Annotated in this window: 22 protein-coding genes; 14 read left to right on the top strand and 8 right to left on the bottom strand. The window is 49.2% G+C overall.

Translation table 11 applies throughout. The features are described from left to right. Positions 1 to 27: 27 nt before the first annotated feature. Positions 28 to 180 carry a hypothetical protein gene (locus tag FGI41_RS25120; protein ID WP_176560376.1) on the bottom strand — a complete coding sequence of 51 codons (153 nt, stop codon included), beginning with the start codon at positions 178 to 180 and terminating at the stop codon, positions 28 to 30. A 570-nt stretch (positions 181 to 750) separates the two neighbouring features. Between FGI41_RS25120 and FGI41_RS21100 the strand changes: the two genes are divergently transcribed. Together FGI41_RS21100 and FGI41_RS21095 are read left to right on the top strand one after the other, a co-directional pair. Beyond that, the gene (locus FGI41_RS21100) at positions 751 to 990 is read left to right on the top strand and encodes a hypothetical protein (protein WP_139492286.1); all 240 of its coding nucleotides are present in this window, start codon (positions 751 to 753) and stop codon (positions 988 to 990) included. A 6-nt stretch (positions 991 to 996) separates the two neighbouring features. After that, positions 997 to 1,524: a GNAT family N-acetyltransferase gene (locus FGI41_RS21095; RefSeq protein ID WP_139492285.1), complete on the top strand. Its 528-nt coding sequence runs from the start codon at positions 997 to 999 to the stop codon at positions 1,522 to 1,524. A gap of 34 nt (positions 1,525 to 1,558) precedes the next feature. Here the strand turns inward: FGI41_RS21095 and yfhS are convergent, their stop codons facing one another. After that, positions 1,559 to 1,864, bottom strand: coding sequence for a mother cell protein YfhS (gene yfhS / locus FGI41_RS25815; RefSeq protein WP_497497539.1), 306 nt, complete (start codon positions 1,862 to 1,864; stop codon positions 1,559 to 1,561). Positions 1,865 to 1,999: 135 nt separating this feature from the next. On the opposite strand from yfhS, the gene fabL reads away from it, so the two are divergent. The 8 genes from fabL to FGI41_RS21055 all read left to right on the top strand — a co-directional run bounded on the left by fabL (position 2,000) and on the right by FGI41_RS21055 (position 9,378). Then, entirely contained in the window at positions 2,000 to 2,758 is a 759-nt protein-coding gene (gene fabL / locus FGI41_RS21090; protein WP_139492284.1) for an enoyl-[acyl-carrier-protein] reductase FabL, read from the top strand. 88 nt (positions 2,759 to 2,846) lie between these two features. After that, positions 2,847 to 3,260, top strand: coding sequence for a GNAT family N-acetyltransferase (locus tag FGI41_RS21085; protein WP_139492283.1), 414 nt, complete (start codon positions 2,847 to 2,849; stop codon positions 3,258 to 3,260). Between the two features lie 53 nt (positions 3,261 to 3,313). Further along, positions 3,314 to 3,850, top strand: a complete 537-nt coding sequence (locus FGI41_RS21080) for a DUF402 domain-containing protein (RefSeq protein ID WP_139492282.1) — start codon at positions 3,314 to 3,316, stop codon at positions 3,848 to 3,850. A 131-nt stretch (positions 3,851 to 3,981) separates the two neighbouring features. Beyond that, positions 3,982 to 5,772, top strand: a complete 1,791-nt coding sequence (locus tag FGI41_RS21075) for an ABC transporter ATP-binding protein (protein ID WP_139492281.1) — start codon at positions 3,982 to 3,984, stop codon at positions 5,770 to 5,772. Between the two features lie 38 nt (positions 5,773 to 5,810). Next, positions 5,811 to 7,028: an MFS transporter gene (locus tag FGI41_RS21070; RefSeq protein ID WP_139492280.1), complete on the top strand. Its 1,218-nt coding sequence runs from the start codon at positions 5,811 to 5,813 to the stop codon at positions 7,026 to 7,028. 66 nt (positions 7,029 to 7,094) lie between these two features. Beyond that, the gene (locus FGI41_RS21065) at positions 7,095 to 7,748 is read left to right on the top strand and encodes a DL-endopeptidase inhibitor IseA family protein (RefSeq protein ID WP_139492279.1); all 654 of its coding nucleotides are present in this window, start codon (positions 7,095 to 7,097) and stop codon (positions 7,746 to 7,748) included. Between the two features lie 152 nt (positions 7,749 to 7,900). Further along, entirely contained in the window at positions 7,901 to 8,689 is a 789-nt protein-coding gene (locus FGI41_RS21060; protein ID WP_139492278.1) for a GNAT family N-acetyltransferase, read from the top strand. A gap of 11 nt (positions 8,690 to 8,700) precedes the next feature. Beyond that, on the top strand, positions 8,701 to 9,378 hold the full coding sequence (locus FGI41_RS21055; RefSeq protein ID WP_139492277.1) for a uracil-DNA glycosylase: 678 nt from the start codon (positions 8,701 to 8,703) through the stop codon (positions 9,376 to 9,378). A 93-nt stretch (positions 9,379 to 9,471) separates the two neighbouring features. On the opposite strand, the gene FGI41_RS21050 is transcribed toward FGI41_RS21055, so the two are convergent. Then, on the bottom strand, positions 9,472 to 10,572 hold the full coding sequence (locus FGI41_RS21050; RefSeq protein WP_255298574.1) for a glycosyl hydrolase family 18 protein: 1,101 nt from the start codon (positions 10,570 to 10,572) through the stop codon (positions 9,472 to 9,474). 281 nt (positions 10,573 to 10,853) lie between these two features. Here FGI41_RS21050 and FGI41_RS21045 point away from each other — a divergent pair, with 281 nt between their 5' ends. Continuing rightward, positions 10,854 to 11,822 (top strand): sporulation protein, encoded by a 969-nt coding sequence (locus tag FGI41_RS21045; RefSeq protein ID WP_139492276.1) that lies wholly within the window; start codon positions 10,854 to 10,856, stop codon positions 11,820 to 11,822. A gap of 133 nt (positions 11,823 to 11,955) precedes the next feature. Here the strand turns inward: FGI41_RS21045 and FGI41_RS21040 are convergent, their stop codons facing one another. Both FGI41_RS21040 and FGI41_RS21035 read right to left on the bottom strand, forming a co-directional pair. Then, positions 11,956 to 12,642, bottom strand: coding sequence for a zinc metallopeptidase (locus tag FGI41_RS21040; protein ID WP_139492275.1), 687 nt, complete (start codon positions 12,640 to 12,642; stop codon positions 11,956 to 11,958). Between the two features lie 348 nt (positions 12,643 to 12,990). Further along, a complete protein-coding gene (locus tag FGI41_RS21035) occupies positions 12,991 to 17,562 on the bottom strand; it encodes a glutamate synthase-related protein (protein ID WP_139492274.1) in 4,572 nt (1,523 codons plus the stop codon). A gap of 716 nt (positions 17,563 to 18,278) precedes the next feature. Here FGI41_RS21035 and FGI41_RS21030 point away from each other — a divergent pair. Continuing rightward, complete coding sequence (locus tag FGI41_RS21030; RefSeq protein WP_139492273.1) at positions 18,279 to 19,937, top strand: pyridoxal phosphate-dependent decarboxylase family protein; 1,659 nt, start codon at positions 18,279 to 18,281, stop codon at positions 19,935 to 19,937. Positions 19,938 to 20,159: 222 nt separating this feature from the next. Here FGI41_RS21030 and FGI41_RS21025 read toward each other — a convergent pair whose 3' ends face one another. From FGI41_RS21025 to FGI41_RS21020, 3 genes are all read right to left on the bottom strand, one after another. After that, positions 20,160 to 21,902: a methyl-accepting chemotaxis protein gene (locus tag FGI41_RS21025; protein ID WP_176560375.1), complete on the bottom strand. Its 1,743-nt coding sequence runs from the start codon at positions 21,900 to 21,902 to the stop codon at positions 20,160 to 20,162. A 441-nt stretch (positions 21,903 to 22,343) separates the two neighbouring features. Beyond that, on the bottom strand, positions 22,344 to 22,487 hold the full coding sequence (locus FGI41_RS25115; protein ID WP_176560374.1) for a hypothetical protein: 144 nt from the start codon (positions 22,485 to 22,487) through the stop codon (positions 22,344 to 22,346). A gap of 109 nt (positions 22,488 to 22,596) precedes the next feature. Further along, positions 22,597 to 23,889, bottom strand: coding sequence for a glutamate-1-semialdehyde 2,1-aminomutase (locus tag FGI41_RS21020; protein WP_139492271.1), 1,293 nt, complete (start codon positions 23,887 to 23,889; stop codon positions 22,597 to 22,599). A gap of 151 nt (positions 23,890 to 24,040) precedes the next feature. Between FGI41_RS21020 and FGI41_RS21015 the strand changes: the two genes are divergently transcribed. Further along, positions 24,041 to 25,045 (top strand): ABC transporter ATP-binding protein, encoded by a 1,005-nt coding sequence (locus tag FGI41_RS21015; RefSeq protein WP_139492390.1) that lies wholly within the window; start codon positions 24,041 to 24,043, stop codon positions 25,043 to 25,045. Further along, positions 25,038 to 25,832 carry an ABC transporter permease gene (locus FGI41_RS21010; protein ID WP_139492270.1) on the top strand — a complete coding sequence of 265 codons (795 nt, stop codon included), beginning with the start codon at positions 25,038 to 25,040 and terminating at the stop codon, positions 25,830 to 25,832. Before FGI41_RS21015 ends, FGI41_RS21010 begins: the two co-directional genes overlap by 8 nt. Positions 25,833 to 25,836: the final 4 nt, after the last annotated feature.

The raw sequence follows: 25,836 nt of genomic DNA, 5'->3' as shown, positions 1-25,836 counted from the left end.
ATATGGCATAACGATTAGATGAATCTCTTACATCCCGATACGGACTTGCTCAGGTTCCATGGCGAATTTTTCGTCGCGGGCGTTCAAGATACATTCCTGCTCGTATTGAGCCATACGCTCAGCTTCCGTGGAGTGGTGACGCTCAATCTTTACTTTGAAGAACAAAAAGTTAAATACCATGATAGAAAATCTCCCTTCAGAATTGTGTGAATTTTATCATAGAAAAAGACCGTTGGAAGTATGGTTCATTTCCTACGGTCTTTATCTGCAAGGTAAGAGTTGATCCGTACCGTAGACAGCAGCTACACTACGTTCAACAGGATTTTGTTGGGTGAAAAAATGGGTAGAAGAAATCACCTGTCGTTTTCGCAGGGTATGCTGCCATATGAAGTTGTGTGTGCATGTGAGGGTAAGATCGAATTTCATGTGTACAGCCTCCTTTCAAAATTTGGTAGGTGATCTTGATGTACTTAGCATATGGCAAAAATTTCTCCGTGTAAAGCCAATTCTTAAGTAAAATAAATTAAAAGTGTTTTCAGAAATTGGTAAGCGATTACATTTTTGAAATAGGCGAATTAGCGCCAGTTTTCGCCCGAATTCGCCTATTTTTGCGGTTTATAATTCCTTATAAATCGGTCGGGATTTGGCGTGTGAATTTTTTGAAAAGGTGCTTGTCATTGGATAAACTGTACATAAAGACACTTTGATCCGTGGATAAATGATTATGCTCATATACGGAAAGTGAGGCCGATGGAATTGATTCCTAAACGTAAATTGTCAGCCAATCCACCTATAAGAAAAAGTCGCAGCTTGATGATTAAGTTAAGTCAACATTATCGACCGCGCCATGCGAGCGGAGGCATTCGACCATTTATTTTAGAGCTAGATGAAGAGGCATACCAAGCCTTTCAGGATTATCTTAACAACCCAGAAGTGAATCAAAGGATTCAACAATTGCGAAAAAATCATATCAAAGCGAAACGGAAGTAAGCTGACTTGCTGGCATATGATTTGATTAACTCCAAGTACGTTGAAAAGATAAACGGATTCCTTTGCTCGGATGAGCCATCCATCGAACATTTTCTCAAACATGATGCTTTAAGGCTGCATCAAAACAAATTTGCAGTCACTCGGCTATATTTTGATGAAAATGAAAATTTAATTGGCTTTTTTACGCTCTTTAATGACCATGTTCAAATCGTCAAAAAGAAAAAAGTGAAACACGGATGGCTACAGTTGGAGAAGGGGACTGATTACTATCCGGGGGTCCTTTTGCATTATGTAGGGATCGATACCCGTTATCGGGCAAAAGGGTACGGAACTTATTTAATTCTTGAAGTTTTGGAAGTATGTCATGAATTACAACAAATAAGCGGCTGTAATTTTATTTGTCTGGAGGCATTGCCTGGCTCGATCGGATTTTATGAAAAAACAGGATTGGGCTTTACGCAGATGGACACCAAGTATGCGACGGTTCATCTTCAACGGATTCAATTGACAGATATGTTGCTTAAACTACAGTAGGCTGCCATTTGGACAGCCTTTTTTGCTTTGAAAACTATTCGTTTCGAGACTCGATCTCCTGGATCACCCGATTATGATAAGACACGCCTTCTGCATTCAGATAAGCAGCCATCTCTGACATCATATGATGATAGTGCACTAATTCTTCCGACGTCCATTGATCAAGGGCCGTCATCGTCAGCGTAGGGAAATCTCGTCCGGAGTATGGCAAGGGTATGTCCACCTTTCTTGGAGTGTGTAGTGTGGTAACGGCAGTACCCAATGCAGGGCAGCAGAGCGGGGAATGACAACGAGCAAATAAGACCCGTGGGTTATTCTTTCCGAACCGAAGGCTGCTCATACAAAAAATGGGCAGAAATGTGACTATAATCTGTAGCGGTGCAGTGAGAAAGTCTGTATAATAGTGGAGTTCTCAAAATTAGTACCTAGTGATAATAGCAGGTGTTTGGTCTTACTATCTAAGGAGGTTGTCAGTATGAATAATCAAGGTAAAGTAGCACTGGTCACAGGCGGAACCCGTGGGATCGGCAAGGCGATTGCCATGCAGTTGGCGGAGCAAGGCTATACCATCGTGCTCAACTATCTGCGCAACCGTACCGCAGCGAAGGAAACTGCAGCAGAACTGGAAGCCCGTGGTGCCCGTGTGCACTTGATCAAAGCCAATGTGGGCGATGTGACTAAAATCAAAGCGATGTTTCAAGAAATCGATGAAGTTTTCGGCAGATTGGATATACTTGTAAATAATGCAGCATCCGGCGTGCTCCGTCCGCTGATGGAACTGGAAGAAAGCCACTGGGACTGGACGATGGAGATCAACGCCAAAGCCCTTCTGTTCTGTGGTCAAGAAGCAGCTAAGCTGATGATGAAGACAGGTGAGGGCGGCAAGATCGTCAGCGTATCCAGCCTGGGTTCGATCCGTGTGTTTGATAACTATACAGCGGTCGGCGTGTCAAAAGCAGCGCTTGAAGCACTCACCCGTTACCTCGCTGTTGAGCTTGCCAAGCATAAAATTGTGGTGAACGCAGTATCTGGCGGCGTAGTCGATACCGAGGCGCTGAAGCACTTCCCGAACCGTGATGAGCTGCTGACAGAAGGAGCCAGCCGTACTCCGGCAGGCCGTATGGTAGAGGAAGAGGATATGGCGAATGCGGTTATGTTCCTGCTCTCCGACAAAGCCTGGATGATCCGTGGGCAGACACTCATTGTAGACGGCGGTTTTTCCCTGCTTGTATAATACGAATACGAAAGTATAGCTGGAAGAGACAAACAGCCAGCAAGTAGTGTACAATAGGAAAAGAAGCCAACTCAAGGAGGCACCTTACATGTTAATCCGTCCGTTTCGACTCGGCGACTACAGTGCGATCATGCGAATCTGGCAGGAGACCAACCTGGAAAATACAGAAAATGAATCCCTCGACGCCCTGGCCAAACAGCTCGCTTGGGACAGCGACTTGGTCATGGTCGCGGAATTGGATGGTGAGGTGGTCGGCGTGATCGTCGGTACGATCGATGGGTCCCGTGCTTATTTTTACCGGCTTGCCGTCAGTCCAAGCGCCCAAGGAAAAGGCATCGGCCGCGAATTGGTCACAGCCATCGAGCGCCGCTTCAAGCAACGGGGTGTGCACCGCATCTTGATCATGGTCAATCAGGATAATCACAAGGTCATCCCTTTTTATAATTCTCTAGGATACGAGCTTCAAAAATATATTACGCTTTCCAAAACACTCTCTTCGTAAGGGGCAAGACTCGCCAATTATATAAGAGACAGAAGAGAAGAAAGGGGAGAGTCATGTCGCAGGTACCAGGCAGTCTACTACGAATTGAAAGTTATAAGCACGACCATTCCTTACACCGTTCATGGGACAAGACTACCCTGATCCATACCAGTGATACGGTTGTGATTGGCGGTAATGACCGGGTAAAAGTAACGGAATCGGACGGGCGTGAATGGCGGACCCGTGAACCCGCCATTTGTACGTTTGGACGTGGACAGTGGTTTAATATTATCGCCATGATCCGCGATGATGGCGTTTATTATTATTGCAACATTGGCTCTCCATTCTCTCTCAAGGGTCAATTGCTTAGTTACATCGATTACGATCTGGATGTCAAGGTCTATCCGGATCTGACTTACACGGTCCTCGATCAAGAGGAGTTTGATTTACATAGCCGGCAAATGAATTACCCGCCGATTGTCAAGGAGCGTGTCAACCGGGCCCTTCATGAGGTGCTCGAATGGGTACAAGCGCGTCGCGGTCCGTTTCAGAACGGATTCGTCGAACGCTGGTATGACCGCTATTTGCTGGTGCGCAATGACGAAGAGTAATCCCCTTTCCCGAGTGTCGGGAAAGGGATTTTTCTTATGCAAACAGTCAAAAACAAGACAAAGCCCGCATAAAGGTGTAAAATCGTAAGTCTAGAGCCCGGCTATGGTATATTTATACAGGAGGGGTGAACATGAGTAGTATCAAGCGGTACTTATCTTTTGTAGGTCCTTATCGGGGAAAGATTATCCTGACGATTTTTATCGGGATATTAAAATTCGGGATACCGCTTTTAATGCCATTGATCATAAAATATGTGATTGATGATTTACTTCCCAGCCAGATGTCACAGGAGGAGAAGCTGAATCAGCTGTTTTGGCTGATGGGGGCTGCCCTGGTCATCTTCACGGTTGTCCGTGCGCCGGTTGAGTATTACCGCCAGTACTATGCACAGTGGGTGTCCAGCCGGATTTTGTATGATATCCGTAACCAGCTGTTTGCCCATATCCAGCGGCTGTCGATGCGCTATTATAACAATCATAAGGTCGGCGAAGTCATCTCTCGGGTGATTAACGATGTAGAGCAGACCAAGAGCTTTATCGAGACTGGCTTGATGAATATCTGGCTTGACCTGATCACGATCTCCTTAACGATTGGGATCATGCTCTATATGGATGTGAAGCTGACGATTGTGGCATTGCTGGTCTTCCCGCTGTACGGCTTCTCAGTCAAGTATTTCTACAAAACACTGCGCCAGCTCACCAAGGACCGTTCCCAGGCACTTGCACAGCTGCAGGGCCATCTGCATGAGCGTGTCAACGGGGTCTCTGTGACGAAAAGCTTCGCACTGGAGGAGTACGAGGAGGAGCAGTTTGACAAGCAGAACAAAAACTTTTGGAACGCAGCGTTGAAGCAGACCAAGTGGAATGCGACGACCTTCAGCGTGGTCAACTCGATCACCGATATCTCTCCGTTGCTTGTAATTGGCTACGCAGGGTATGAGGTGATAATGGGTACACTTACGGTAGGAACGATGATTGCTTTTTACGCTTACTTGGAACGGTTATATACGCCGCTTCGCCGTGTGGTCAACTCGTCTACGACACTGACACAGGCGGTTGCCTCCATGGATCGGATGTTTGAGTTCATGGACGAGGAATACGACATCAAGGATAAGCCTGATGGGGGCAATCTTCCGATAGACCCGGCAATTGGGCGGGTTCGCGGAGAGGTTCGTTTTGAGAACGTTTCGTTTGGCTATCGTGGAGAAGAGGATCTGGTGTTACATGATATCAATCTGGTGATTGAGCCGGGGGAAACCGTGGCGCTTGTAGGGATGTCAGGCGGCGGAAAATCTTCGCTGATCAGCCTGCTGCCGCGCTTCTGGGATGTTACCAAAGGGCGGATCACCATTGACGGCGTTGATATCCGTGATGTCCGCCAACGCAATCTGCGCAGTCATATCGGGATGGTGCTGCAGGATAATATCCTGTTCAGTGAATCTGCGAGAGCCAATATCCTGATGGGCGATCCAGAAGCCACCGAAGAAGCGATGATCGCAGCGGCCAAAGCGGCCAATGCCCATGACTTTCTCTCTGAGCTTCCCGAGGGCTATGATACCGAACTGGGAGAGCGTGGGGTCAAGCTCTCCGGCGGGCAAAAACAGCGTGTTGCCATCGCCCGCGTTTTTTTGAAAAATCCAGGTATCCTGATCCTCGATGAGGCCACCTCAGCACTCGACCTGGAGTCGGAGCACATGATTCAGGAGTCGCTTGCCCATCTGGCGAAAGGGCGTACGACCATCATCGTGGCACACCGTCTCTCCACCATCACTCACGCAGACAAAATTGTGGTGATGAAAGAAGGCCGTATCGCTGAGATCGGCACACACGAGCAGCTGCTCGCCAAAGAGGGTGTATACCATACGCTGTGGAACGTGCAAGACTTCGGCATTCCGCAAGCACCAGAAGCCGTGGAGGCGTAAGAGAGCGCCCCTCACGACGATGGGAGTGAGAAAACAATATGGAAGAATGGAAACGCAACTTATTTGTGCTATGTGGGGCCTTGTTTTTTGTGATGGTGGGAATGAGCATGGTGATGCCGTTCCTGCCTCTTTTCATCCAAAACGAGCTGGGCGTCACCGACCCTAAGGCTGTAACCGCTTGGGCCGGAGTGATCTTCGGTGCCAACTTCCTGACCGCAGGGATCATGTCACCGATCTGGGGCAATCTGGCTGACAAGCACGGACGCAAGATCATGATTCTGCGTTCTGGCTTTTTGATGGCGGTGATCGTCGCTTTGACAGGGCTGTCCGGCAGTGTCTGGCAGCTGTTGGGACTTCGTCTGCTCAACGGGACGATCGCGGGGATTGTGCCGGCGAGTAATGCACTGGTTGCCTCTACTGCACCGAAAGAACGGGCAGGCTGGGCGCAGGGGACCTTGCAGTCAGCTGTGGTCGCGGGGACGATCATGGGGCCGCTGTTTGGGGGGATTCTCGCGGACTGGGTAGGTTTTCGGATGGTGTTCGTAGTGACGGGGTGCCTGCTTTTTCTGTCCACTCTGGTCATTACTTTTACTGTAAAGGAAAATTTTACACCTCCGCCTGCCAAAGAGCAGACGAGTATCAGGCAAGATGCCAAGCTGATATTTAGCAGTAAAGGTCTTCCTTCTTTGTTTATCGTGACGGTAATGATTCAATTTTCCTTGTTCAGTATCAATCCAATCTTGTCCATATTCGTGCAAAGCATCGTGGGATATGGGGAAAAGGTGGCTTTCTACGCGGGGATGGTGAGTGCTTTCACCGGTGTGGCCAATGTGTTGGCATCGCCGCAGCTGGGTAAGCTGGGGGATCGGTTTGGGTCGGAAAAAGTCCTGCTGTTCTCGCTCTTGGCCGCTGCGCTGATTATGATCCCGACCGCTTTTGTCACCCAGCTCTGGCAATTGATCGCACTGAGGTTCTTGCTGGGACTCTGTCTTGGTGGCCTGCTTCCATCCGTTAATGCACTGATCCGCAGAAGAACGCCGTCCCATATGGTCAGCCGTGTGTTTGGCTACAATAACAGCTTTGTCTGTCTCGGCAGCTTGCTGGGGCCGATTACGGGCGGGTTTGTGGCAGGGTCACTCGGGTTTGGCGGGGTGTTCTTGGTGACGAGCTTCCTGTTGCTGCTTAATTTCTGTTGGGTCTGGTACTCGATCAGCAGACACCGGAGGGGCGAAGGGGAATCTCGGGCAGCCGCTTAATTTTTGCGGGAAGTCTGTAACGTTTTCGAATGCAGATCGTCTTACCAAGCGAAGGAGTGATTCCCAATGAAACCATTGAAAAAAATGAGTGTTCTCGCTTGCACGTTATTCTTGCTGGCTGGATGCGGACCGCAGCAAGACCAGACAACGACGACAGTACCAGCTAAGCAGTCAGAGACACCAGCAGCCCAACCACAGCAAAAACCAGCCGAGCAGACTCCGGCGACAGATACCGCGCAACAAACGAAGCCACAGAAAGAAGAGGCTGTCCTCGACGAGAAATCGGTCGTCAAGCTCGTAGCAGATGCGAGTGGGCGATATTGGTCCGTCGTAGCAGGCGGAGAAGGCGGCGGCATCGAGCTTGTGAAGATCGACGGGCAGGATTACCGCTACATGGGCAGTAACCTCGACACGATGCCAGAGCTGAAAGATTATCTCGGCGAAGTCTACACCCAGCGGATGGTCGAGCGTATTATCAAGGACCTCAACATCAAGGAATATCAAGGGCGTCTCGTGCAGCCGAATGCCGACGGTGGCAGCATCCTGCAATGGGAAAATGCCCAGGCATCTCTTGCAGAAGACAAGGGGAACGAAAGACTCTATGAGCTGAAGGTTCCTTATGGCGAAGGAGCAGACATCCAATTTGATGTAGACCTGATTCCTGTGAAAAAAGAAGCCAATGCGTGGAAAGTGGATAAGAAGCCGGGAAGCAAAGAATAATCTGGTCCACCCATCATTTACACGACACAAAAGCGGTCTGCCCAATCATACGGGATCGGCCGCTTTTCTTCTTTTCGGGCGGGAGAGAAGACAATCCTGACAACATTTTCTATAATAGAATCAATGAAGCCGTAAACAGCTGGAGGAACAGAATGAACAACATAAAAAGCGTTCTCGAAGAGCAATCTATCGCTTATAAAATGACGTTTTCACCAAAAATCGAGAGACCGTGGGGATACTTTTTCTGCCATCCTGAGAACCCGACACACTATGATGCGAATCATGCACATGTGTTGGTACAGCCAGAGCAGCCTGAGCAGGTGATTGATGAAGTGGTCGGTTTTTTTCAGGAAAAAGGGATTATCCCCCGGTTCTATCTGTATGATCCAGCGAACTGCCAAGAGTTGATCGAACGGTTGCAGGCACATGGCTTCGGCTACGAGGAATTCGCTCATCCGGTTCAATTGTGGAATGGGAAGGTAACCGCTGTCGCATCAGATCCTGCTATCGTGGTGGAGCCGGTCACAGAGGCCAATTATCAGGATGCGGTGGACATCGAGGTTCAGATCAAGGAGCTGGGCGGATCCATTCGGGAAAAGGCATTTGAGCAGGAATTCCGTGATCCGAATTTTGAACATTTCCTGCTGAGATACAACGGGGTACCGGTCTCGACGGCCTGTATTTTTGCCAATGGGGATCAGGCGCAGATGGAGAGTGTCGCCACGCTGGAAGCCTATCGCGGTAAGGGACTGATCGGTCATGTCATCCGCCATATTCAGGAAGTAGCCAGAGAGCGCAACTACCGGCATTTCTGGGTGTTCCCGATCAGCGAACAGGTGGAGCGGGTCTATCAGCGCCACGGGTTTGATACTATCGAACAATTAACCATGGGTCATGCTTTTTTGGGCGGCAAATCGATTCTGGAAATACGTGAAGGCTAGGTGCAGATGAGATGAGCAACATTTTAAAAAACGACTGGGCACCGCTGTTGGAGGCAGAATTCCAAGAGCCGTATTATCAGCGGTTGCGTCAGTTTTTGGTGGATGAGTACAACTCTCATGTGATTTACCCGGACAAATACGATATTTTTAATGCCTTGCATCACACGGCATATGAGGAGACGAAGGTGGTCATTCTCGGTCAAGACCCCTACCATGGACCGGGACAGGCACACGGATTAAGCTTTTCCGTGAAGCCAGGGGTAGCCACACCGCCATCCCTGCAGAACATGTTTAAAGAATTGCGGGAAGATATTGGGTGCTTTATTCCCAATAATGGCTACCTCGTTCCTTGGGCCAAGCAGGGGGTTCTGTTGCTTAACACGGTGCTGACCGTGCGACAGGGACAGGCCAACTCGCATAAGGGGAAGGGCTGGGAGCATTTTACGGACAAGGTGATTGAGCATCTCAACAACCGGGAAAAGCCGATTGTCTTCCTGCTTTGGGGCCGCAACGCACGGGATAAGAAAAAGATCATAACAGCGCCACATCACCATATCATAGAGTCAGCTCACCCAAGTCCGCTGTCTGCACACAATGGCTTTTTTGGAAGCAGGCCATTTTCGCGTACAAATGAGTTTTTGCAAAAGATCGGCAGTGAGGAGATTGACTGGCAGATTCCAAACCTGTAATGGTTGGCTCAAACTCTGCCGATAAAGAAACAACCACCCATCCCGCATGTGGGAAGAGTGGTTGAATGTTCTGTCTACATATGAACGGTTTTCTTATTGGCTCAATCCAGTTGTAACGGCTTGCCAGAAGCTCAGATCTTCAAGACCCATGCGCCATACGGAAACGCCGCCGAGGTTGTACTGATTCACGAGTTTGGTCTTCACCTTGATGCTTTCGCTGTTCTCATACCAGACTGTGTGGCTTGTGCCGTCTGTTGCTTTGTAGGTGAAGTAAGGGGATTGAGCGGTTGCATCCCATTGTGGAGTGGCGCCGGTTGAGCTGATCAGGTTCGGCATGCTTTTCCAGGTGACAGCTTTTCCTGTTCCTGCTGTGGTGTTCCAGTCATAGCCGTATGCTGGCAGACCGATCAGGACTTTGGTGGATGGGATTTGGGAGACGGTGTATTGGATCACTTTTTCCACCCAAGGCTTGCTGGCTACAGGACCCGGTGCGCCCCATGGACCGTTTTCGTCGTAGGTCATCACTTGGATTTTGTCAGCAGCTTGTCCGAGTGCGGCATAATCGAAGGTTCCTACCCAAGCGCTGGTAGGGGAGTCAGAGGTTTTCGCCATAACGGATACGATGGTGCTAAAACCGTTGGCGCGCATGGTGGTAGCCAGCTCGGAGATGAATTGGGTGTAAGAAGGACGGTCGCTTGCATACATATCTTCAAAGTCGATATTTACGCCACGGTAGTTATTATTTTTCACAAGATTCAGGATATTGTTGATAGTGGTTTGACGTACAACCGGATCTGTGATGACTTTACGGGCCAGGTCTTTGTCAAATGCACCACCAGCGCCATGGTTGCTGACTGCGGCATATGCTTTGACACCTTTCGAGTTAGCGAGGGAGACACCGTCTGCTGGTACCGTACCTGCGATTGCTCCTGTAGTGGTCACGTCAAAGGTCATGGTGGATACTTCGTTCAGATAGCTGTTGTAGTTGTAGAGAGAGTTGTAAGACGTTTTATCACCAGTATAATACACAACATAATAGCCGAGAATGGATTTGGTCGTAGCGGTATACGCCGTCGGGGTGGTCGTTGATGTCGTCGGAGGCTTGAGCTTAGCGGCATCAGCTGTAGGTAAAGAGGAAGCGACGAGCATTAGGGAGAGCAGTGAGAAGAAGAGGAACTTGGAGTACTGTTTCATGTTGAACCCTACCTTTAATCGTATTTTGTTGTAACTGCTTTCTGATATTAGAGTAAGAGATATTGCCAATTAACGGTATAGCCGAGCAGAATCATCTTTCAATTGCCAATCTCTTTATGATTTTAGTTTTATAAACCGAGTTTGAAAATCGGAATAATATGTGTCTATAGGGAATCTGTCTTATCTTTCAGGATGGAACTTACAGTTTGGCAGTTGAATGGAAGAGAAGGCACAGAATAAGCTAGGAGCATAGACTGCTCTGGAGGAAAGAGGGGATTACGGTGTTTAAAAAATTAATGGCGAAAATCGGGATTGGTGCTGCTACGGTTGACCTGCGTCTTCACGAGGATTCAGGACGGTTGGGGGAGACTTTGACCGGGGTGATTCATATTGAGGGGGGCAGTGTGGAGCAACCGATCTCGATGCTGAGTGTACAGGTAGAGCTAAGAGCATTGCTCAAAGGGAATAAAATTGATCGGGTAGTCGAAACGATCCCGGTAAAAAGTGGATTTGCGGTGAAGCCGGCTCCTTATGTAGAAGAGGTTCCATTCTCCTTCAGACTGCCGAACGATATGGCCATTTCCACGCCTTATATGAAATACTACCTCCACACCGTGTTAGATGTGGAACAGGCCTTGGATCCGACCGACCTGGATCCGTTTGTCGTGAATGCTCCCGTCTACATCGAAAAAGTATTCCGTAGCTTGGATCGTGTAGGCTTTATCCCTAAACCGGGATCAGGAGCGATGACCAAATATGGGCAAGAATTTGCTTTCTATCCACCTAAGACGATCTCTGTGCCATTGCGTGAGCTGGAGGTTATCTTCTATGATGCACCAGATGCTGTGCACCTGCTGATCGAGATGGATGTACAGCAAGGGGGCTTTTTCGGCAGGGAAGTAGAGCGGAAGGCTGAGATCATCCTGACGAAAAGAGTGCTGGAGGATTGGACAGAGGAGGAAGTGGGCCACTTCATCCAGGAGAAAGTAGAGGGCTACTGCCATAATCCGCAGACCATTCCGTATTTCTCGATGGAGGCGTTCCGTCCGGGTTCGGGACACGGACACGTCGGCCATGGGCTGGGGAATATTATCGGGGGACTTGCCGTCGGCTTGATCGGAACGGCTGCGATGTCTGAGATACTCGATGAAGCAGATGACTTCCTTGATTTGGACGATGTCCTCGGGTCTGATGATGATGGGGGCGGAGATGACGGAGGAGATTTCGGAGACTTCGGATTTGGCGATTAATCATCCAGAATAGTAACCCATACAAAAAAAAGGTACGCGGATCCCATGCTGTGGGAGCGTACCTTTTTTGCTAAGAATGGGGAGGTAGCTTAGCTTGTAAGAAACGGTTGAGTTTATGTCGGCGCCATACTGCTTAGTCGTCCGAATTGCCTCCGGTAAACAGCCAGATATACTCAAACAGCTGCAGCGCGGCGATCAAGGCGGCAGCAACATAGGTCAGGGCAGCGGCGTTCAGCACCCGGCCTGCTCCTTCTTCCTCATCATTGCGGATGAAGCCCATCTGCACCATCGCCGCCCTGGCACGATTGCTCGCGTTGAACTCGACAGGAAGGGTGATCACCTGAAACAGAACAGCTAAGCTAAAGGCAATTATCCCCAAGAGGAAAAGACCTGTAGCCTTGAAGAAAAAACCACCTAAGATCAGGAACGGGGCCAACCCCGAAGAGAAATTCACGACCGGGAACAGATAATGACGGGCGACCAGCATTGGATAGGAAACCTTGTGCTGGATAGCGTGACCCACCTCATGACAAGCAACAGAGAGGGAAGCGATGGAGTTGCCGAAATAGACGGGGTCAGACAGGCGTACAGCTTTGGCAAGCGGGTCATAGTGGTCGGTCAACGTGCCTCGTATGTGCTCTACAGGGATATGGGACAGACCGTTCGCATCGAGCAGTTGGCGAGCCGCCTCAGCCCCTGTCAGCCCTGATGACGTGCCTACATCCGAGTAGCGGGAAAATGTCCCTTTGACACGCATCTGTGCCCAAAATGACAAGCCGACAGCCAATAGGATCAAAATCGTCCATGGAGTAAAAAACATGTGATGATCACTCCGTTTCTGTTAAAAGGTGTGACCTGTTCGGATACGATGGGGAAACTGTTTTGTTTTATTTTATGGAGGGGGTGGGGGTGTTAGCCTTATTAATATTTGGTGGTGAGAGGGAGTGGTATCTGTTTTCCAGTCGCCTTTCCCCCTCGTTAGAGGGGCCGGTCTCCTTACAAACAGATACCACTCCCTCTGCCAACCGTGAGAATTTTAATAAGGCTAACAGGGGGAAGGAGATAGGGAAAGACAAAAAAGAAAAAGGCACTGCGTCTGGGCATGGTCATAAAACCCCGTTACGCAGTGCCTTTTTAACCTATATAACTCCCGAGCGGTACGATCCGATTACTCTGTAGATACGGATGGATCTGCCTGCTCTTTGGTTGGGGAGATTTGGATAAAGTGAGCAGAAGGATCGTCGATCAGCGCCTGAATGCGGCCGGCTGTTTCGTATTGTTCGGTAGCCAGCAGTTCTTCTTTGTAGGCGGTGAGCAGTTCTTTGATGTCGGAGATGCCTTTCTGATCTGGTTGGTACAGGGAGACTTTTGCACCTTTTGCGATACGGCGCTCCAGAGCTTTTTTGTCGAAGCCAAGCTCTGGCTGCAGGCGGACGTAGACGACGCCGCCGGTCATGCCTGCGCACATCCATGGACCTGGGTCACCGAGGACGACTGCGCGGCCGTTGGTCATGTATTCGAAGGCAAAGCCTTTGATGTTGGCACGAGAGCCGATTCCGCCCAGCTCATCCTGGATCGGTTGGCTGATTTCACCGCCGAATACCACGTCAGCACCAGAGAGACGGATGCAGGCACGGGAATCCGCATTGCCTTGGACGATGAACAGACCTTTTTGGGCACCATAGCAGAAGCTTTTCCCGACAGAACCGTTGAGGAAGGCGCCTTTTGTACCCTTGGTTTTGAGTACAGCAAGACGACCGCCGAAGCTGGTTTTCCCTACGCCGTCTTGTGCTCCGCCTTGCACACGGATATTGATCCCTTGTGCGTTGTAAGCGGCAAGGCCGTTACCCGGCACACTGCCTTCGTTAAAAGCAAGGGTTACTTCTGGGAGCTGTGTGTAGCTGCCGTCAAGATAGTTTTTGACGCGTGCTCCAGCATAACGGCTACCCAGGACACGTTCGTCGGACAGAATGCGGGAGAAGTCTTCTTGGATCGGACGGTCAGCGCTGAAGTAGCGGGTATCTTCCGGTTGAGCCACAGCTGTGCCACCGGCTGCTGCGACGAGTACACGAGTATCTGCTGCCTGATCTGCATGGGAGGCAGCGGCAGGAGCCACAGCGGAAACGGTATGCAGCGGGTGAACCGCGAGCAGGGAAGTCAGATCCATCTGTTCGAGGCAACGAGCCTGCACCAGCAGATCAGAGCGTCCCACCAGTTCTTGTGTACGGGTAAAGCCAAGTGCGGCAGTGAGACGGCGGACTTCTTCACCAAAAGCAGTGAACAGGTTTTTCAGACCAGATACCGCAAGATCGAATTCACGCGGTACGAAGCGGCGAAGTCCTTTTTCATGAGCTTCTTCCATATTGTCGATCTGGGTAGCAATCCCGACGTGACACGTATCCAAGTGACAACCACGACATGTGGTACAACCGACTGCGATCATTGCGAGCGTAGCGAAGCCGATCCGGTTGGCACCGAGGAGCATCAATTTGACGACATCGAGAGCGGATTTTACGCCGCCATCTGCCCAGAGTTCCACTTTGTCACGCAGACCTGCTTCCAAGAGGGCATTGTGGGCTGCTTTGACCCCGATCTCAGCAGGCAGACCAACGTGTTGCAGGGCATGCACGCGAGCCGCACCAGTACCGCCGTCGAAGCCGGAGAGGGTGATGAAGTCCGCACCTGCTTTGGCAATCCCGACAGCAATCGTTCCGATATTAGGTACGATCGGTACTTTGACGCAGACTTTTGCCTGGCTGTTGGCTGTTTTCATCTCGGTAATAACCTGGGCCAAATCTTCGATGGAATAAATATCATGGTTGTTAGAAGGGGAGATCAGGTCAGAGCCGATGGTCGCATTACGTGCTGCCGCGATTTTGGCTGTTACCTTGGAACCTGGGAGGTGACCACCTTCACCCGGTTTTGCCCCTTGCCCGATTTTAAGCTCCAGCAGGTTGGTGGAGTTGGCCAGCTCGACGTTGACCCCGAAGCGGCCGGATGCGATCTGTTGACCACGGGTACGCGGATATTTGCCGAGCATATCTTTAATCTCGCCGCCCTCACCGTTGAAGCTGATCATGTTCAGCTGATCAGCCGCTTCAGCATAAGCGCGGAACGCTGTTTCGTTCTGAGAACCAAATGACATGGAGGAGATCAGGAACGGCAGGCTGTGATCACCTACAGCGATGTCCACTTGGGATGGCTCCACTTCACCGGCAGCCTTGTCAAAAGCAAGATCGGCTAAATGACGGATGGAGATTGGATCTTTCTTTTCGTTTTCCTCAAGCTTTGCAGCATAATCCTCATATGGAATCTCAGCGGCAGCGATCTGTCCAATTGCTTTCCACAGACGTGGGAAGATGTGGAAGGTCTTCGCTTCGCGAGCTTTTTCATCGGAGTAATCCGCGCTGCGTTTTTTGCTGTCTGCCTCAAGGTTGGCAAAGGAGAAGCCAGCTTGATCGGAACCGCAGAAGTTGATGACACCAAGCACATCAGCGACATCTTTACCCAGACCGATAGAGGAGAACAGACGGCCATAGCCGCGCAGCTCATGAATCCCGATGGTGGAGGTGATTTTCTCAAGACCCTTGCTCAGCGCTGTGGAGAGATGTACCGCGCCTTTTGTACCGTATTTGGCAAAAGCAGTGGCAAACATCACATAAGCAGAGATCGCATCAGCACCGCTGCCTACAGCCAAAGCCAGATCATGCAGGGAACGGAGCGCACCGGAGCGCAGGATCAAGCTGGTCTGACGGCGCAGGTTGCCTTTGCCTTCTGTCACCGTAGCCTTCAGCACCTGATCCACCTTGGAGACAGCCAGCAGCGGGTCAATCCACAGCTTTCCATCGCGGTGTGTCTCAGAGTCATCTAGAAGCAGCAGGGAGGCGCCATTCTCTACAGCCTTAATTGCCTCTTGGGCGAGACGTTCCAGACCGTTGGCAAGCCCCTCAGCCTCGTTAAAATGAGTGGACAGAATCACGATGCTGTTCGGATGATTGTTAAAGCTCAAAATCACCTGTTCCAAAGACAGAGTACCGAGTTCCTTCGCCGCTTCTTGCAGGGATTGCCCTTCGAACAGCAACGGAGTTGGAAGCTCTAGGCGCACAGCAGCTTCTTCTTTACCATTCAACACAGGACGGGCACCGAGCACGACACGGGTGGAGAAATGCTCCATCTCACGCTCACGGTCAATCGCCGGGTTGGTTACGACCGCTACGCTTTCTTTGATGAAATCAGCCAGGTTTTGTCGCTCTTTGGACAGGGTTGCAAGTGGCCCGTCATAGCCAAGAGAACGGATCGGCTCGACACCATTGGATGCCATCTGCTCGATCAGCTGGATCTGTTCACGATCCCAGCCAAACGCACTGTACACACCAGAGGTTGGGGAAGGTACGTCAGGCTCGGCAATGGAGAGATTCTGCGGATAATCGAAGTGCAGGTGTTTACGTGCATCGGCAAAGGCAATCTTCTCACGGAAACGCTCCAGAACCTTCGCTTGCAGCTGGTAATGCCAGATCACCTCAACATCTTTGTCTGCATGCAGAAGAACGCCTACCTTTTCACCTGGTGCGAGTGGCTTCGGTTCACCGGCCATCTCGGTTACAGGAATCACGCCTTGCTCAGAAGAGAAGTAGTAGCTGGTGTCGCTCTCCACCATCCACAGAGGACGCAGACCAAGCGAATCGACACTGAATACACACTCATTGCCATGACGGGAAACGATACCGGCTGGACCCTGGGCAAAATGCCCCCATGTCTGTCGCAAGTGGGTGTAAAGGTCCTGCATATCAGGAGAAAGCTGCTTAATTTCATTGTGAATCGGCGGGAATACCACTTCCATAGCTTCCATCAGACTCAAGCCATAACGATGGATGAAGGTCTCGATGGTACGGTTGAGGTTTTGAGAGTCGCTGCCCCCGTCAACCAGTGGTACGTCCAGCATAGAAGCTTCAGCTTCGAGCTTGCTGATGGTATTGATCTCACCGTTGTGACCAAGCAGAGAGAATGGCTGCACACGGAAAAAGTTAGAGAGTGTATTTGTAGAATAACGGTTATGACCAATCGTCACTGATGCGTTAAAATTTTTATGCGATAAATCATTAAAGTAATGAGGCAATATATTAGCGGCACCCATTACCTTGTACGCCACCGTATGTGGGCTTAAGGATGCAACATGAACGTTGCAGGTTTCTTCAATCTCAACATGCAACTCAAAAAGCTGTGCCGCATATTTTGCGCCAGCTTCAAAAGAAGCGTCATCTGCAGGGGAGAGAGCAAGCTGCCAAAAGCTCGGCTCATCCTGACGACCGTTTTTGCCCAGTACTGCCGAATTGACTTCATCAGTACGCTCCAGCAGAATGGTCAAGCCATGCTTTTTCACCAGTTCACGGATGGTTGCTTTCACTGCCAACTCATCGTGTCCTTTACGCGGAACAAATATATGGGCTACGGACAGTCTTGGGTCATAAGCAAATTGTGTAGGGATATTAGACTGTTCGAAATATTCAGTCCATAGAGAACGTGGAATATCAGTCAAAATACCACATCCATCGCCTTCACCGTCAATAAAGCCAGAACGGTGTTCCATTTGCACAAGGGAGCGGATCGTTTCACTCAGATTCTTTCGTGAAGGTTTCCCCGATTTCTCAATAACACAAATAATTCCACAGCTGTCATGTTCGATTTGTTGATACCCTTGGAATGTTTCGATGATGTCTTTTTTATGGTCTCTCTTCAGCATGATCCGGCCAGCGTAAACTGACCCTCCACCTCCTTTGCAAAATACAATGGACAAGGTAACCCTTTTCCACTTTACATAAAGTATCATTAGAATAACATGAATATTTGGATAAAACAATCGGACCAACGGGTAATTATACAAATGTAAGCGTTTTTATTCAAGAAATTTTTTTTGTCGAAAAATATGAGATGACGTGGTTTCAATTAGGGCTGAAAATGGTATTAATAACATGTGGCGGTAATAGTTTTAACAAATTTATATCTATACACAACTTATTGATAATTATATATATTACAGGAATAATTTTACTTGACAATGAAAGTAGATAATTATATAACCAAAAGTAACAGGAATTTGTAAGAATTTAGAACGATTTGTCGAATCTTGCGTAGGAACATTGTCCTAGGTGACCTTTTCTCGTTTTTTAGGTATTTTTTGGGAGGGGAGGAAAAGGGTTTTACACAATTTTGTCGAATTTTGAATGTATGTGCCTTTTATCACTGAGCTAATTCATCAATTCGGTTCTTTCCGGCAACATTAAATTCCTACATTCATACACTTCTATCAAGCCCGCAATCATTCTGCTTAGTTCGACAGTACTACGTGTGAACAACCTATCTCCGGCTTGCAAAAACAGTCATGATAAACAATTTATTTTTCTCATAGACCTGCACACCATTGGCGAATTTATATAATCAAAGAGAGGGGTATTTCAAATGAGTTTCCAAGAGATTCAAAATCTATTTCCCAGTCAGGATGGTTCTCCTGAGCGGAGAGAAGAGATTCTATCATTAATCTCGAAGCTTCTTTCGAACATCGATGATATGAAGGATGTCAATCGTTCGGTTTTGGGCACAGGATCAGAACGAGACCATAACTTCTATAAACATATCATTGATGCAGAAGCGATTCCGCAACAGGGGAAGGGACTGGAAGCTGTGATTTCTACCCTCTCTGATCTGGCACAAAGCCATCCCTACCAAACTAAGAACTATCTGACGAACGTGATTCCACTTGCCAGTATCCCTGGCATTCTCGGTTCCCTGACGACCTCCCTGCTCAACGCCAATGGTATCTGGGATATCTATTCACCTGGTGCGGCAGAAGCAGAAGTGCGTGCGATTGCTGCTATGTCCAAAGTTGTCGGCTACAATCCGGAAATCAGCTGGGGCTATACTACATGGGGTGGACAGGGTGCTGTTTTTACCGGTCTTCGTCTTGCGATTGCCAAGCAGTTCCCAAAGGCCAAGGAAGAAGGCATTCCAAACAACCTCTACTGTTTTGCCTCTGAAGGTGCTCACTACAGCCTGCTGAAGTCCTGTGAAGCGACAGGGATCGGAAGCAACCATTTGGTCGTTGTCAAAACGAAAAAAGACCATTCCATGGATACAGACGACCTGCTCAAAAAGATGCGGGAGGTAGTCGAAAAAGGTGGTATTCCAGTCTACGTCGTGGCTACTACCGGTACGACTGACTCCTTTGGTATTGATAACGTAAAACTGGTCAAAATGGTCACACAATATATTTCCAAGACATACAATCTCAAACCGATCCACGTGCATGCTGACTCAGCTCTTGGCGGTTTCTACGCGATGTTTAACCACTATGATTTTGTAACCAATCCGCTTGAATTTGAACCTGAAGTATTGAATGCGCTTCACACCATTCGTGAACGCTTACAACATATTTCTCTTGCAGACAGTGTGTGCTTTGACTTCCATAAGCTAGGTCAATGTCCGTATGCGACCAGCCTGTTCCTGCTCAAGAACGGTAAGGACTTCAGCCTGGTTGACCTCGATGAGTCTGATACACCATACATGGGGAACCGTGGTTACGGAAGCTACCACACCAGCTATACACTGGAGTGCTCCCGTGCAGCAAGCTCCATTGCGATCGTCGCTTCCCTCGAAGCATTCGGTATGGAAGGCTATCAGCGCCTGCTTGCCAACTATGTACGAATCAACCTGGCCTTCCGTAAAAAGATCATGGAGCGCCTCCCTTATGTAGCGATTACCAACAACCTCAATCCGGGTCCTGTCTCCACTTTCCGCTTCTATCCAAACAAAGCAGAATGGGACACAGAGCTCAACGGAAAAGCGACCAGCGCTCACGTAGAACGCAACAACGTCTGGAACAACCAAATCTTCGAGTTGCTCGGTGCACACCGTGAAGAAGTGTTCTTCGGCGATACGAAAAAGGTATGTAAAGTCAACGTCGCGGATTCAGCTGACATGCTGCCAATCTACTCCTGTAAGTTCTTCTCTGTCTCACCTTACACCCAAAAGGAACACGTGGACTTCTTTATCGCTTATCTGGAAGAGAAAGTTCAGTCGCTGTATGAGGAGAACCAATCCTTCTCTAAAGCGGTCGTATAAATGAATGATTAACATCAAAAAGGAGACTTCCCTTAATCAAGGGGGAGTCTCCTTTTTAGTGGTGGGTTGGGTGCTGCAGGGCGGGGTGGGGAGGGGGAAGCGATGCTGCCTACTAGGCAATAAGAAAAGCCGCTGTCGGTCTTAACAGACTAACAGCGGCTTTTGATTGGGGTATGAGCTAGATAGCACAGGGGCTATCATACGATTCTCAGCGCTTGTGCATTAAAGCGTAAACTTCTTAATGAGAGAGTTGAGTTCTTCTGACATTTCCGCGAGGGAGGATACCTGTACGGAGATGTTCTGGATGGAGTTAGCTTGCTTGTTGGATGCGGATACTACGTTTTGTGCGCTGATGGAGGATTGTTTAGCGATTTGTGCCATGGTCTCCACGGATGCAGCGACTTGCTCAGTACCAGCAGACATTTCTTCGGAGATTGCGAGTACTTCTTCGATTTGAGAGGAAGTATCTTGTGCTGCTCTTACGATACGGCCAAATGCCTCGCCTACCTCGTTTACAACGGTTGTACCGGTCTGTACTTCATTGAGGCCTTTGCCCATCACATCTACAGCCTGTTGGGTATTGTCTTGAATCAGTTCGATCAGGTTAGCGATTTGGTGAGCGGAGTTCTCAGACTGCTCAGCCAGCTTGCGTACTTCGTCTGCTACGACTGCGAAGCCGCGGCCATGTTCACCTGCACGCGCTGCTTCAATCGCGGCGTTGAGGGCAAGCAGGTTGGTTTGGGAAGCGATGTTAGTGATAACCTCGACGATTTGACCGATTTCTTTGGAGCGGTCACCGAGCTGTTGGATGACGACAGCGGAATCGCCGACGGATTTCTTGATGGCAGACATTTGATGTACAGCTTTTTGAATCAGTTCATTACCTTGGTTCGCTTCTTTTACGGACTCGTGGGAAGAGTTAGCAACGACGGAAGCTGTCTCAGCGATGCGGGTGATTCCGATTGCCATTTCTTCCATGGCGCGTGCGCTTTCTTCTGTACCTTCGAGCTGTTTTTCGATACCGCTTGCCATCTCGTGGATCGCAGTGGTGATTTGACGGCTTGCATTGGTGGTTTCATCGGTGTCTACAGACAGAGTTTGGGTAGAAGTCTGTACTTGACCACCGGTGAGGCGAAGCTGTTCGAGCAGTTGTTTCAGCTGTTGAAGCATGATGTTGAAGTTTTTGCTAAGGATACCGATTTCGTCTGAGCTCTTAACCTCAATGTCCACGCCCAAGTTACCTTGTGCAGCTTGAAGTGTGAGTTTAGACAGGGTTTGGATTGGACGAAGCATTCTTCTGATCATCACGATCATGATTGCTACAAGGATCAAGCTGATGACAAGACCGATCAAAATGTTTTGAACCAAGAGTTTGTTCAGGTCGCCTTCGATCTTTGCTACGTCGAGGTCAAAACCGAGGATACAGATGATTTCACCGGATGAATTTTTAATTGGGGCAAAGACAGACATCCATTTACCGTATACGTCTACATAGGTTGCACTGATATTGAGTTCGCCATTGGCACTTGCTGTTTGAAAACCTTCAAAGAATTCTGGCGATACTTCATATTCAAAACCAGGTGTTGCACCGGCTTCTGTGAGTGCCTTGTTGGTGAGCTTAACGATTACGATGTTTTTACCGTCTTTTTGAACTGGAGTTGGGTCGAGGAGGTAGCTGTTGGCAAAGAACGGGTTGTTGAGGATGACTTCCAGATTGTTTTGCATATCCATAACGACTTGATCGGTTTTATATGCTTCTGGATTTGCCTCAACCTTCTCGATTGTGCTCTCGATTTCTTCCTTTTGTTGATTAAGCTGATTCTGTACAAGTTCCGGTACAGAGGTCGTTAATTGTTGGAAATAAATATCACGTTCCCGGTAGTAACTCGTGATGATGAGCACCGCTGACAGTAACAAGGTGGCACAAGAAAGGAATATGATACTTTTCGACACGATACTTTTCATAGGCTTCCTCCAAATAGAATAATGAAATTTGATAAGTGCTCCGACCAACTTCCTGAAGGAACCGAGATACGGGTTATGTCGATTCCCGACAAAAAAACTCGACTTAGTTGAAAAGCCCATTGAATGCTTAATTCAACTATTATCATAACATATTATCGGCAGAATAATGATGTTACTTTCGTGTTGTTTTTTTGTATGTTTTAGGAAGAAAGAAAGAGGGAAAGCATATAGTGCAGCTGGAACTGCGCGATTCTACAAAAAGTTACAAAGTTAGGTGTTAGTAACTCGTTAGTAATTTTTACGTAATTTTATATTTACTATTCTATCAAAGATAAATCGCTCTGTATATGCATTTTCAATCGACAAGAAAGGACAAAATAAGTCATAAAAAAGCCAGCTTTCCTCATGGGAAGACTGGCTGATTTTGGTTTGTTAATTTTGTTAACGGTCGTGTCTCTGTGTTTTATGATGCTCTGTTTTGCGCGGATTTTGAAACCCCAGTACTTCCAATGGTTTTGCACTCATTTTGGGATCGGTAATGGTTTTTTCGGGAGCTTGTGGGAACGATTTTTCACCTTTCGACATTTTTCATTCCTCCTGCCTGCCAAATTCCCCATGAGTCATACATCACGGGTTCCTCGGTAGTATGCCACGCATATGATTTTGAAGTCACAAGCAGTTATTGGGGAATATGTCAGGCGCCCATTTTGGAAAAACTACGCTCAACTGCTGCGATGGTTTCCTGAATGTCCTGTTCGGTGTGCTCGGTGGTAATAAACCATGCCTCATATTTGGATGGGGCGAGGCAGATCCCCTCATCAAGCATGAGACGGAAGAAGTGGGCGAACTGTTCTCCATCTGCTTTTTGGGCACCGTCATAGTCGGTCACAGGCTCGTCGGTGAAGTAGAGGGCGAGCGCACCTTTTACGCGGTTGAGCTGATATGTGATGCCGTGCTTGGCAGCAGCTTCACGGATTCCATTTTCAAGGATTGCTCCGAGACGGTCCATTTCATCATAGACACCTGGTTGCTTCAGAACCTCCAGGCAGGCGATACCTGAACGGATGGAGGCCGGGTTCCCCGCCATGGTACCGGCTTGGTAGGCTGGACCGAGTGGAGCGACCTGTTCCATGATTTCGCGTTTGCCGCCGTATGCGCCGATTGGCAGACCGCCGCCGATGATTTTGCCCAGTGCAGTCAGGTCAGGCTCGATGCCGAGCAGATTCTGCGCACCGCCATAGCAGAAACGGAAAGCGGTGATTACTTCGTCATAGATCACAAGTGCACCGGCTTCATGTGTCAGACGGTTGACCTCTTCTAAGAAACCAGGCTGTGGCATCACGATACCGAAGTTGCCGACGATCGGCTCGACGAGTACGCCTGCGATCTCATGCCCCCATTTTTGCAGGGCATCTGCGTAAGCTTGCACATCGTTGAATGGTACGGTGATGACTTCGTTGGCGATGCTTTGTGGGATACCTGCACTGTCTGGGATACCCAGTGTAGATGGACCGGAGCCTGCCGCCACCAGTACGAGGTCAGAGTGACCATGGTAGCAACCAGCGAATTTGATGATTTTGGTACGGTTGGTGTAGGCACGTGCGACACGGATGCAGGTCATCACCGCCTCGGTCCCGGAGTTGTTGAAGCGGATGCGCTCCATAGAAGGAATCGCTTCGCGGATCATGCGGGCAAAGGTGATCTCCCATGGTGTCGGCGTGCCGTAGAGCGTGCCGTTTGCCGCAGCTTCGGTGATGGCTTTGGTGATATGCGGATGAGCGTGCCCGGTGATAATCGGACCGTACGCAGCGAGATAGTCAATATAGCGGTTGCCGTCGACGTCCCAGAAATAGGCGCCTTTTGCGCGTTCCATCACGACAGGAGCGCCGCCTCCGACTGCTTTAAACGAACGGGAAGGGCTGTTGACACCTCCGACGATCACGTCTAACGCTTGTTCGTGCAATTGATTGGATGTTTCACGATTCATGACTCAAACCTCATTTCTTTTGCCAAAATTCCATCTCATATGATACCACATAAAAACAGGCAGGTAGTCCAACACATTTCCCTTTTGCACAAACAAGTTCGCTCATATACACTTACAGATGGAAAAACTACAGGAAAAAGGACGTGCCATGATGATACAGGTTCAAGATTTACAAAAGGTATTCCAGATCCATCAAGCGCGGTCCGGACTGTCGGGAGCATTTCGCGATCTGTTCAATCGTAACTACAAAACGGTGAAGGCGGTAGACGGCCTGACGTTTTCGGTTGAGGAAGGCGAGATGTTTGCGCTGATTGGGGAAAATGGGGCGGGCAAATCCACCACGATCAAGATGCTGACCGGCATTCTCAACCCAACAGCGGGCGAGATCCGGATCAATGGGCTGGTACCGTACAAGGAGCGGGAGAAATACGTCAATTCGATTGGCGTCGTATTCGGCCAGCGCTCACAGCTGTGGTGGGATCTCTCGCCGATGGAGTCATTCCGTCTTCTGCGGCGTGTCTATCAGGTAGACGAGACAGAGGGAGTCAAGTGGCTGGATCGTCTGATCGAGGAGCTCGATATGCAATCGTTTCTCAACCAGCCTGTCCGCAAGCTAAGTCTTGGACAGCGGATGCGATGTGAGATCGCAGCTTCGCTGATCCATAAGCCGAAGCTGCTCTTCCTCGATGAGCCGACAGTCGGACTCGATGTTCTGGTTAAGCAAAAGATTCGTGAATTCTTACGCAATCTCAACGAGACCGAACATACAACCGTTTTGCTCACGACGCACGATGTATCCGATATTGAGGCATTGTGTAAGCGGGTGATCGTGATGGATAAAGGCCAGCTGATTTTTGACGGACTGTTGGCTGAGCTGAAGGAACGCTGGGGCAGTGATACAGAGGTGACGTTCCATCTCAAAAAACGTACGACGACAGATGACGTACGTCAGGTGCTGGGGGATCTGCCCTGTGAGATCACACAAGACAATGAGATTACGGTGAAGCTGAAGTTCAAGCATGAGATGCTGCCATATGTATTGTCCACGATCATGTCTGCTTTTGAAGTGAGCGATGTGAAGGTTCAGGAGACCAGTACAGAGGAGATCGTCCGCAACATCTATTCCACGCCAAGTGAGGTCGTGAGTCATGCTTAAACTGTATGCGGAGCTGATCCGGATTCGCTTTCTTACGATGCTGGCCTACCGGGTGAACTATTACAGCGGCATCATCATTTATGCGATTAATATCGGGGCTTATTATTTTCTCTGGGGCTCCATCTATGCGGACAACACAACACTGGCGGGTATGACGCTCACTCAGATGACATCATATGTGGCGATCGCCTGGATGTCTCGGGCCTTTTATTTTAACAACATCGATAATGAGATCGGGATGGAGGTACGCGAGGGCAAGGTAGCCGTTGAGATGCTGCGTCCCTATAACTATCTCAGCGTAAAAGCAGCACAGGCGCTGGGCGAGGGGATTTTCCGCTTCGCGTTTTTCGCGATTCCAGGTCTCATCCTGATCCGGCTATTCATCGACTTCCCGTTCCCATCTACATTCAGCGCGTGGGGGCTATACTTGATCAGCTTGCTGTGCGGATTTGTGATCAATACGCAGATCAACCTGCTGACAGGTGTGTTGACGTTTTTCTTTATGCGCAATGAAGGACTGATCTTTGCCAAACGCATGATCGTTGACCTCTTGGCCGGTGTCATTGTCCCGATCAGCTTTTTCCCAGGCTGGGCACAGTCGGTGCTTGGGTATCTACCGTTTCAGGCGATCAACTACTATCCAAGTATGATCTTTGCCGGGGTAATCCAAGCAGATAAAGCCCTGCAGGTCATCCTGATTCAACTGGTCTGGATTGTTGTCCTATTTCTGCCGATTACGTGGTTGTGGCGCAAAGCGCGGCATAATCTCGTGGTGCAAGGGGGGTAAGCGG

It is taken from the genome of Brevibacillus dissolubilis (assembly GCF_006170445.1).
GTDB lineage: Bacteria > Bacillota > Bacilli > Brevibacillales > Brevibacillaceae > Brevibacillus_B > Brevibacillus_B dissolubilis.
The sequence above is the reverse complement of the archived record's forward strand: the minus strand, read 5'-3'. Positions and strand labels throughout refer to the sequence as shown.

Coding starts and splice junctions, on each gene's coding strand:
- FGI41_RS25120 (WP_176560376.1), bottom strand. CDS start 180: ATGGTATTTAACTTTTTGTTCTTCAAAGTAAAGATTGAGCGTCACCAC.
- FGI41_RS21100 (WP_139492286.1), top strand. CDS start 751: ATGGAATTGATTCCTAAACGTAAATTGTCAGCCAATCCACCTATAAGA.
- yfhS (WP_497497539.1), bottom strand. CDS start 1,864: ATGAGCAGCCTTCGGTTCGGAAAGAATAACCCACGGGTCTTATTTGCT.
- fabL (WP_139492284.1), top strand. CDS start 2,000: ATGAATAATCAAGGTAAAGTAGCACTGGTCACAGGCGGAACCCGTGGG.
- FGI41_RS21085 (WP_139492283.1), top strand. CDS start 2,847: ATGTTAATCCGTCCGTTTCGACTCGGCGACTACAGTGCGATCATGCGA.
- FGI41_RS21080 (WP_139492282.1), top strand. CDS start 3,314: ATGTCGCAGGTACCAGGCAGTCTACTACGAATTGAAAGTTATAAGCAC.
- FGI41_RS21075 (WP_139492281.1), top strand. CDS start 3,982: ATGAGTAGTATCAAGCGGTACTTATCTTTTGTAGGTCCTTATCGGGGA.
- FGI41_RS21070 (WP_139492280.1), top strand. CDS start 5,811: ATGGAAGAATGGAAACGCAACTTATTTGTGCTATGTGGGGCCTTGTTT.
- FGI41_RS21065 (WP_139492279.1), top strand. CDS start 7,095: ATGAAACCATTGAAAAAAATGAGTGTTCTCGCTTGCACGTTATTCTTG.
- FGI41_RS21060 (WP_139492278.1), top strand. CDS start 7,901: ATGAACAACATAAAAAGCGTTCTCGAAGAGCAATCTATCGCTTATAAA.
- FGI41_RS21055 (WP_139492277.1), top strand. CDS start 8,701: ATGAGCAACATTTTAAAAAACGACTGGGCACCGCTGTTGGAGGCAGAA.
- FGI41_RS21050 (WP_255298574.1), bottom strand. CDS start 10,572: ATGAAACAGTACTCCAAGTTCCTCTTCTTCTCACTGCTCTCCCTAATG.
- FGI41_RS21040 (WP_139492275.1), bottom strand. CDS start 12,642: ATGTTTTTTACTCCATGGACGATTTTGATCCTATTGGCTGTCGGCTTG.
- FGI41_RS21035 (WP_139492274.1), bottom strand. CDS start 17,562: ATGCTGAAGAGAGACCATAAAAAAGACATCATCGAAACATTCCAAGGG.
- FGI41_RS21030 (WP_139492273.1), top strand. CDS start 18,279: ATGAGTTTCCAAGAGATTCAAAATCTATTTCCCAGTCAGGATGGTTCT.
- FGI41_RS21025 (WP_176560375.1), bottom strand. CDS start 21,902: ATGAAAAGTATCGTGTCGAAAAGTATCATATTCCTTTCTTGTGCCACC.
- FGI41_RS25115 (WP_176560374.1), bottom strand. CDS start 22,487: ATGTCGAAAGGTGAAAAATCGTTCCCACAAGCTCCCGAAAAAACCATT.
- FGI41_RS21020 (WP_139492271.1), bottom strand. CDS start 23,889: ATGAATCGTGAAACATCCAATCAATTGCACGAACAAGCGTTAGACGTG.
- FGI41_RS21015 (WP_139492390.1), top strand. CDS start 24,041: ATGATACAGGTTCAAGATTTACAAAAGGTATTCCAGATCCATCAAGCG.
- FGI41_RS21010 (WP_139492270.1), top strand. CDS start 25,038: ATGCTTAAACTGTATGCGGAGCTGATCCGGATTCGCTTTCTTACGATG.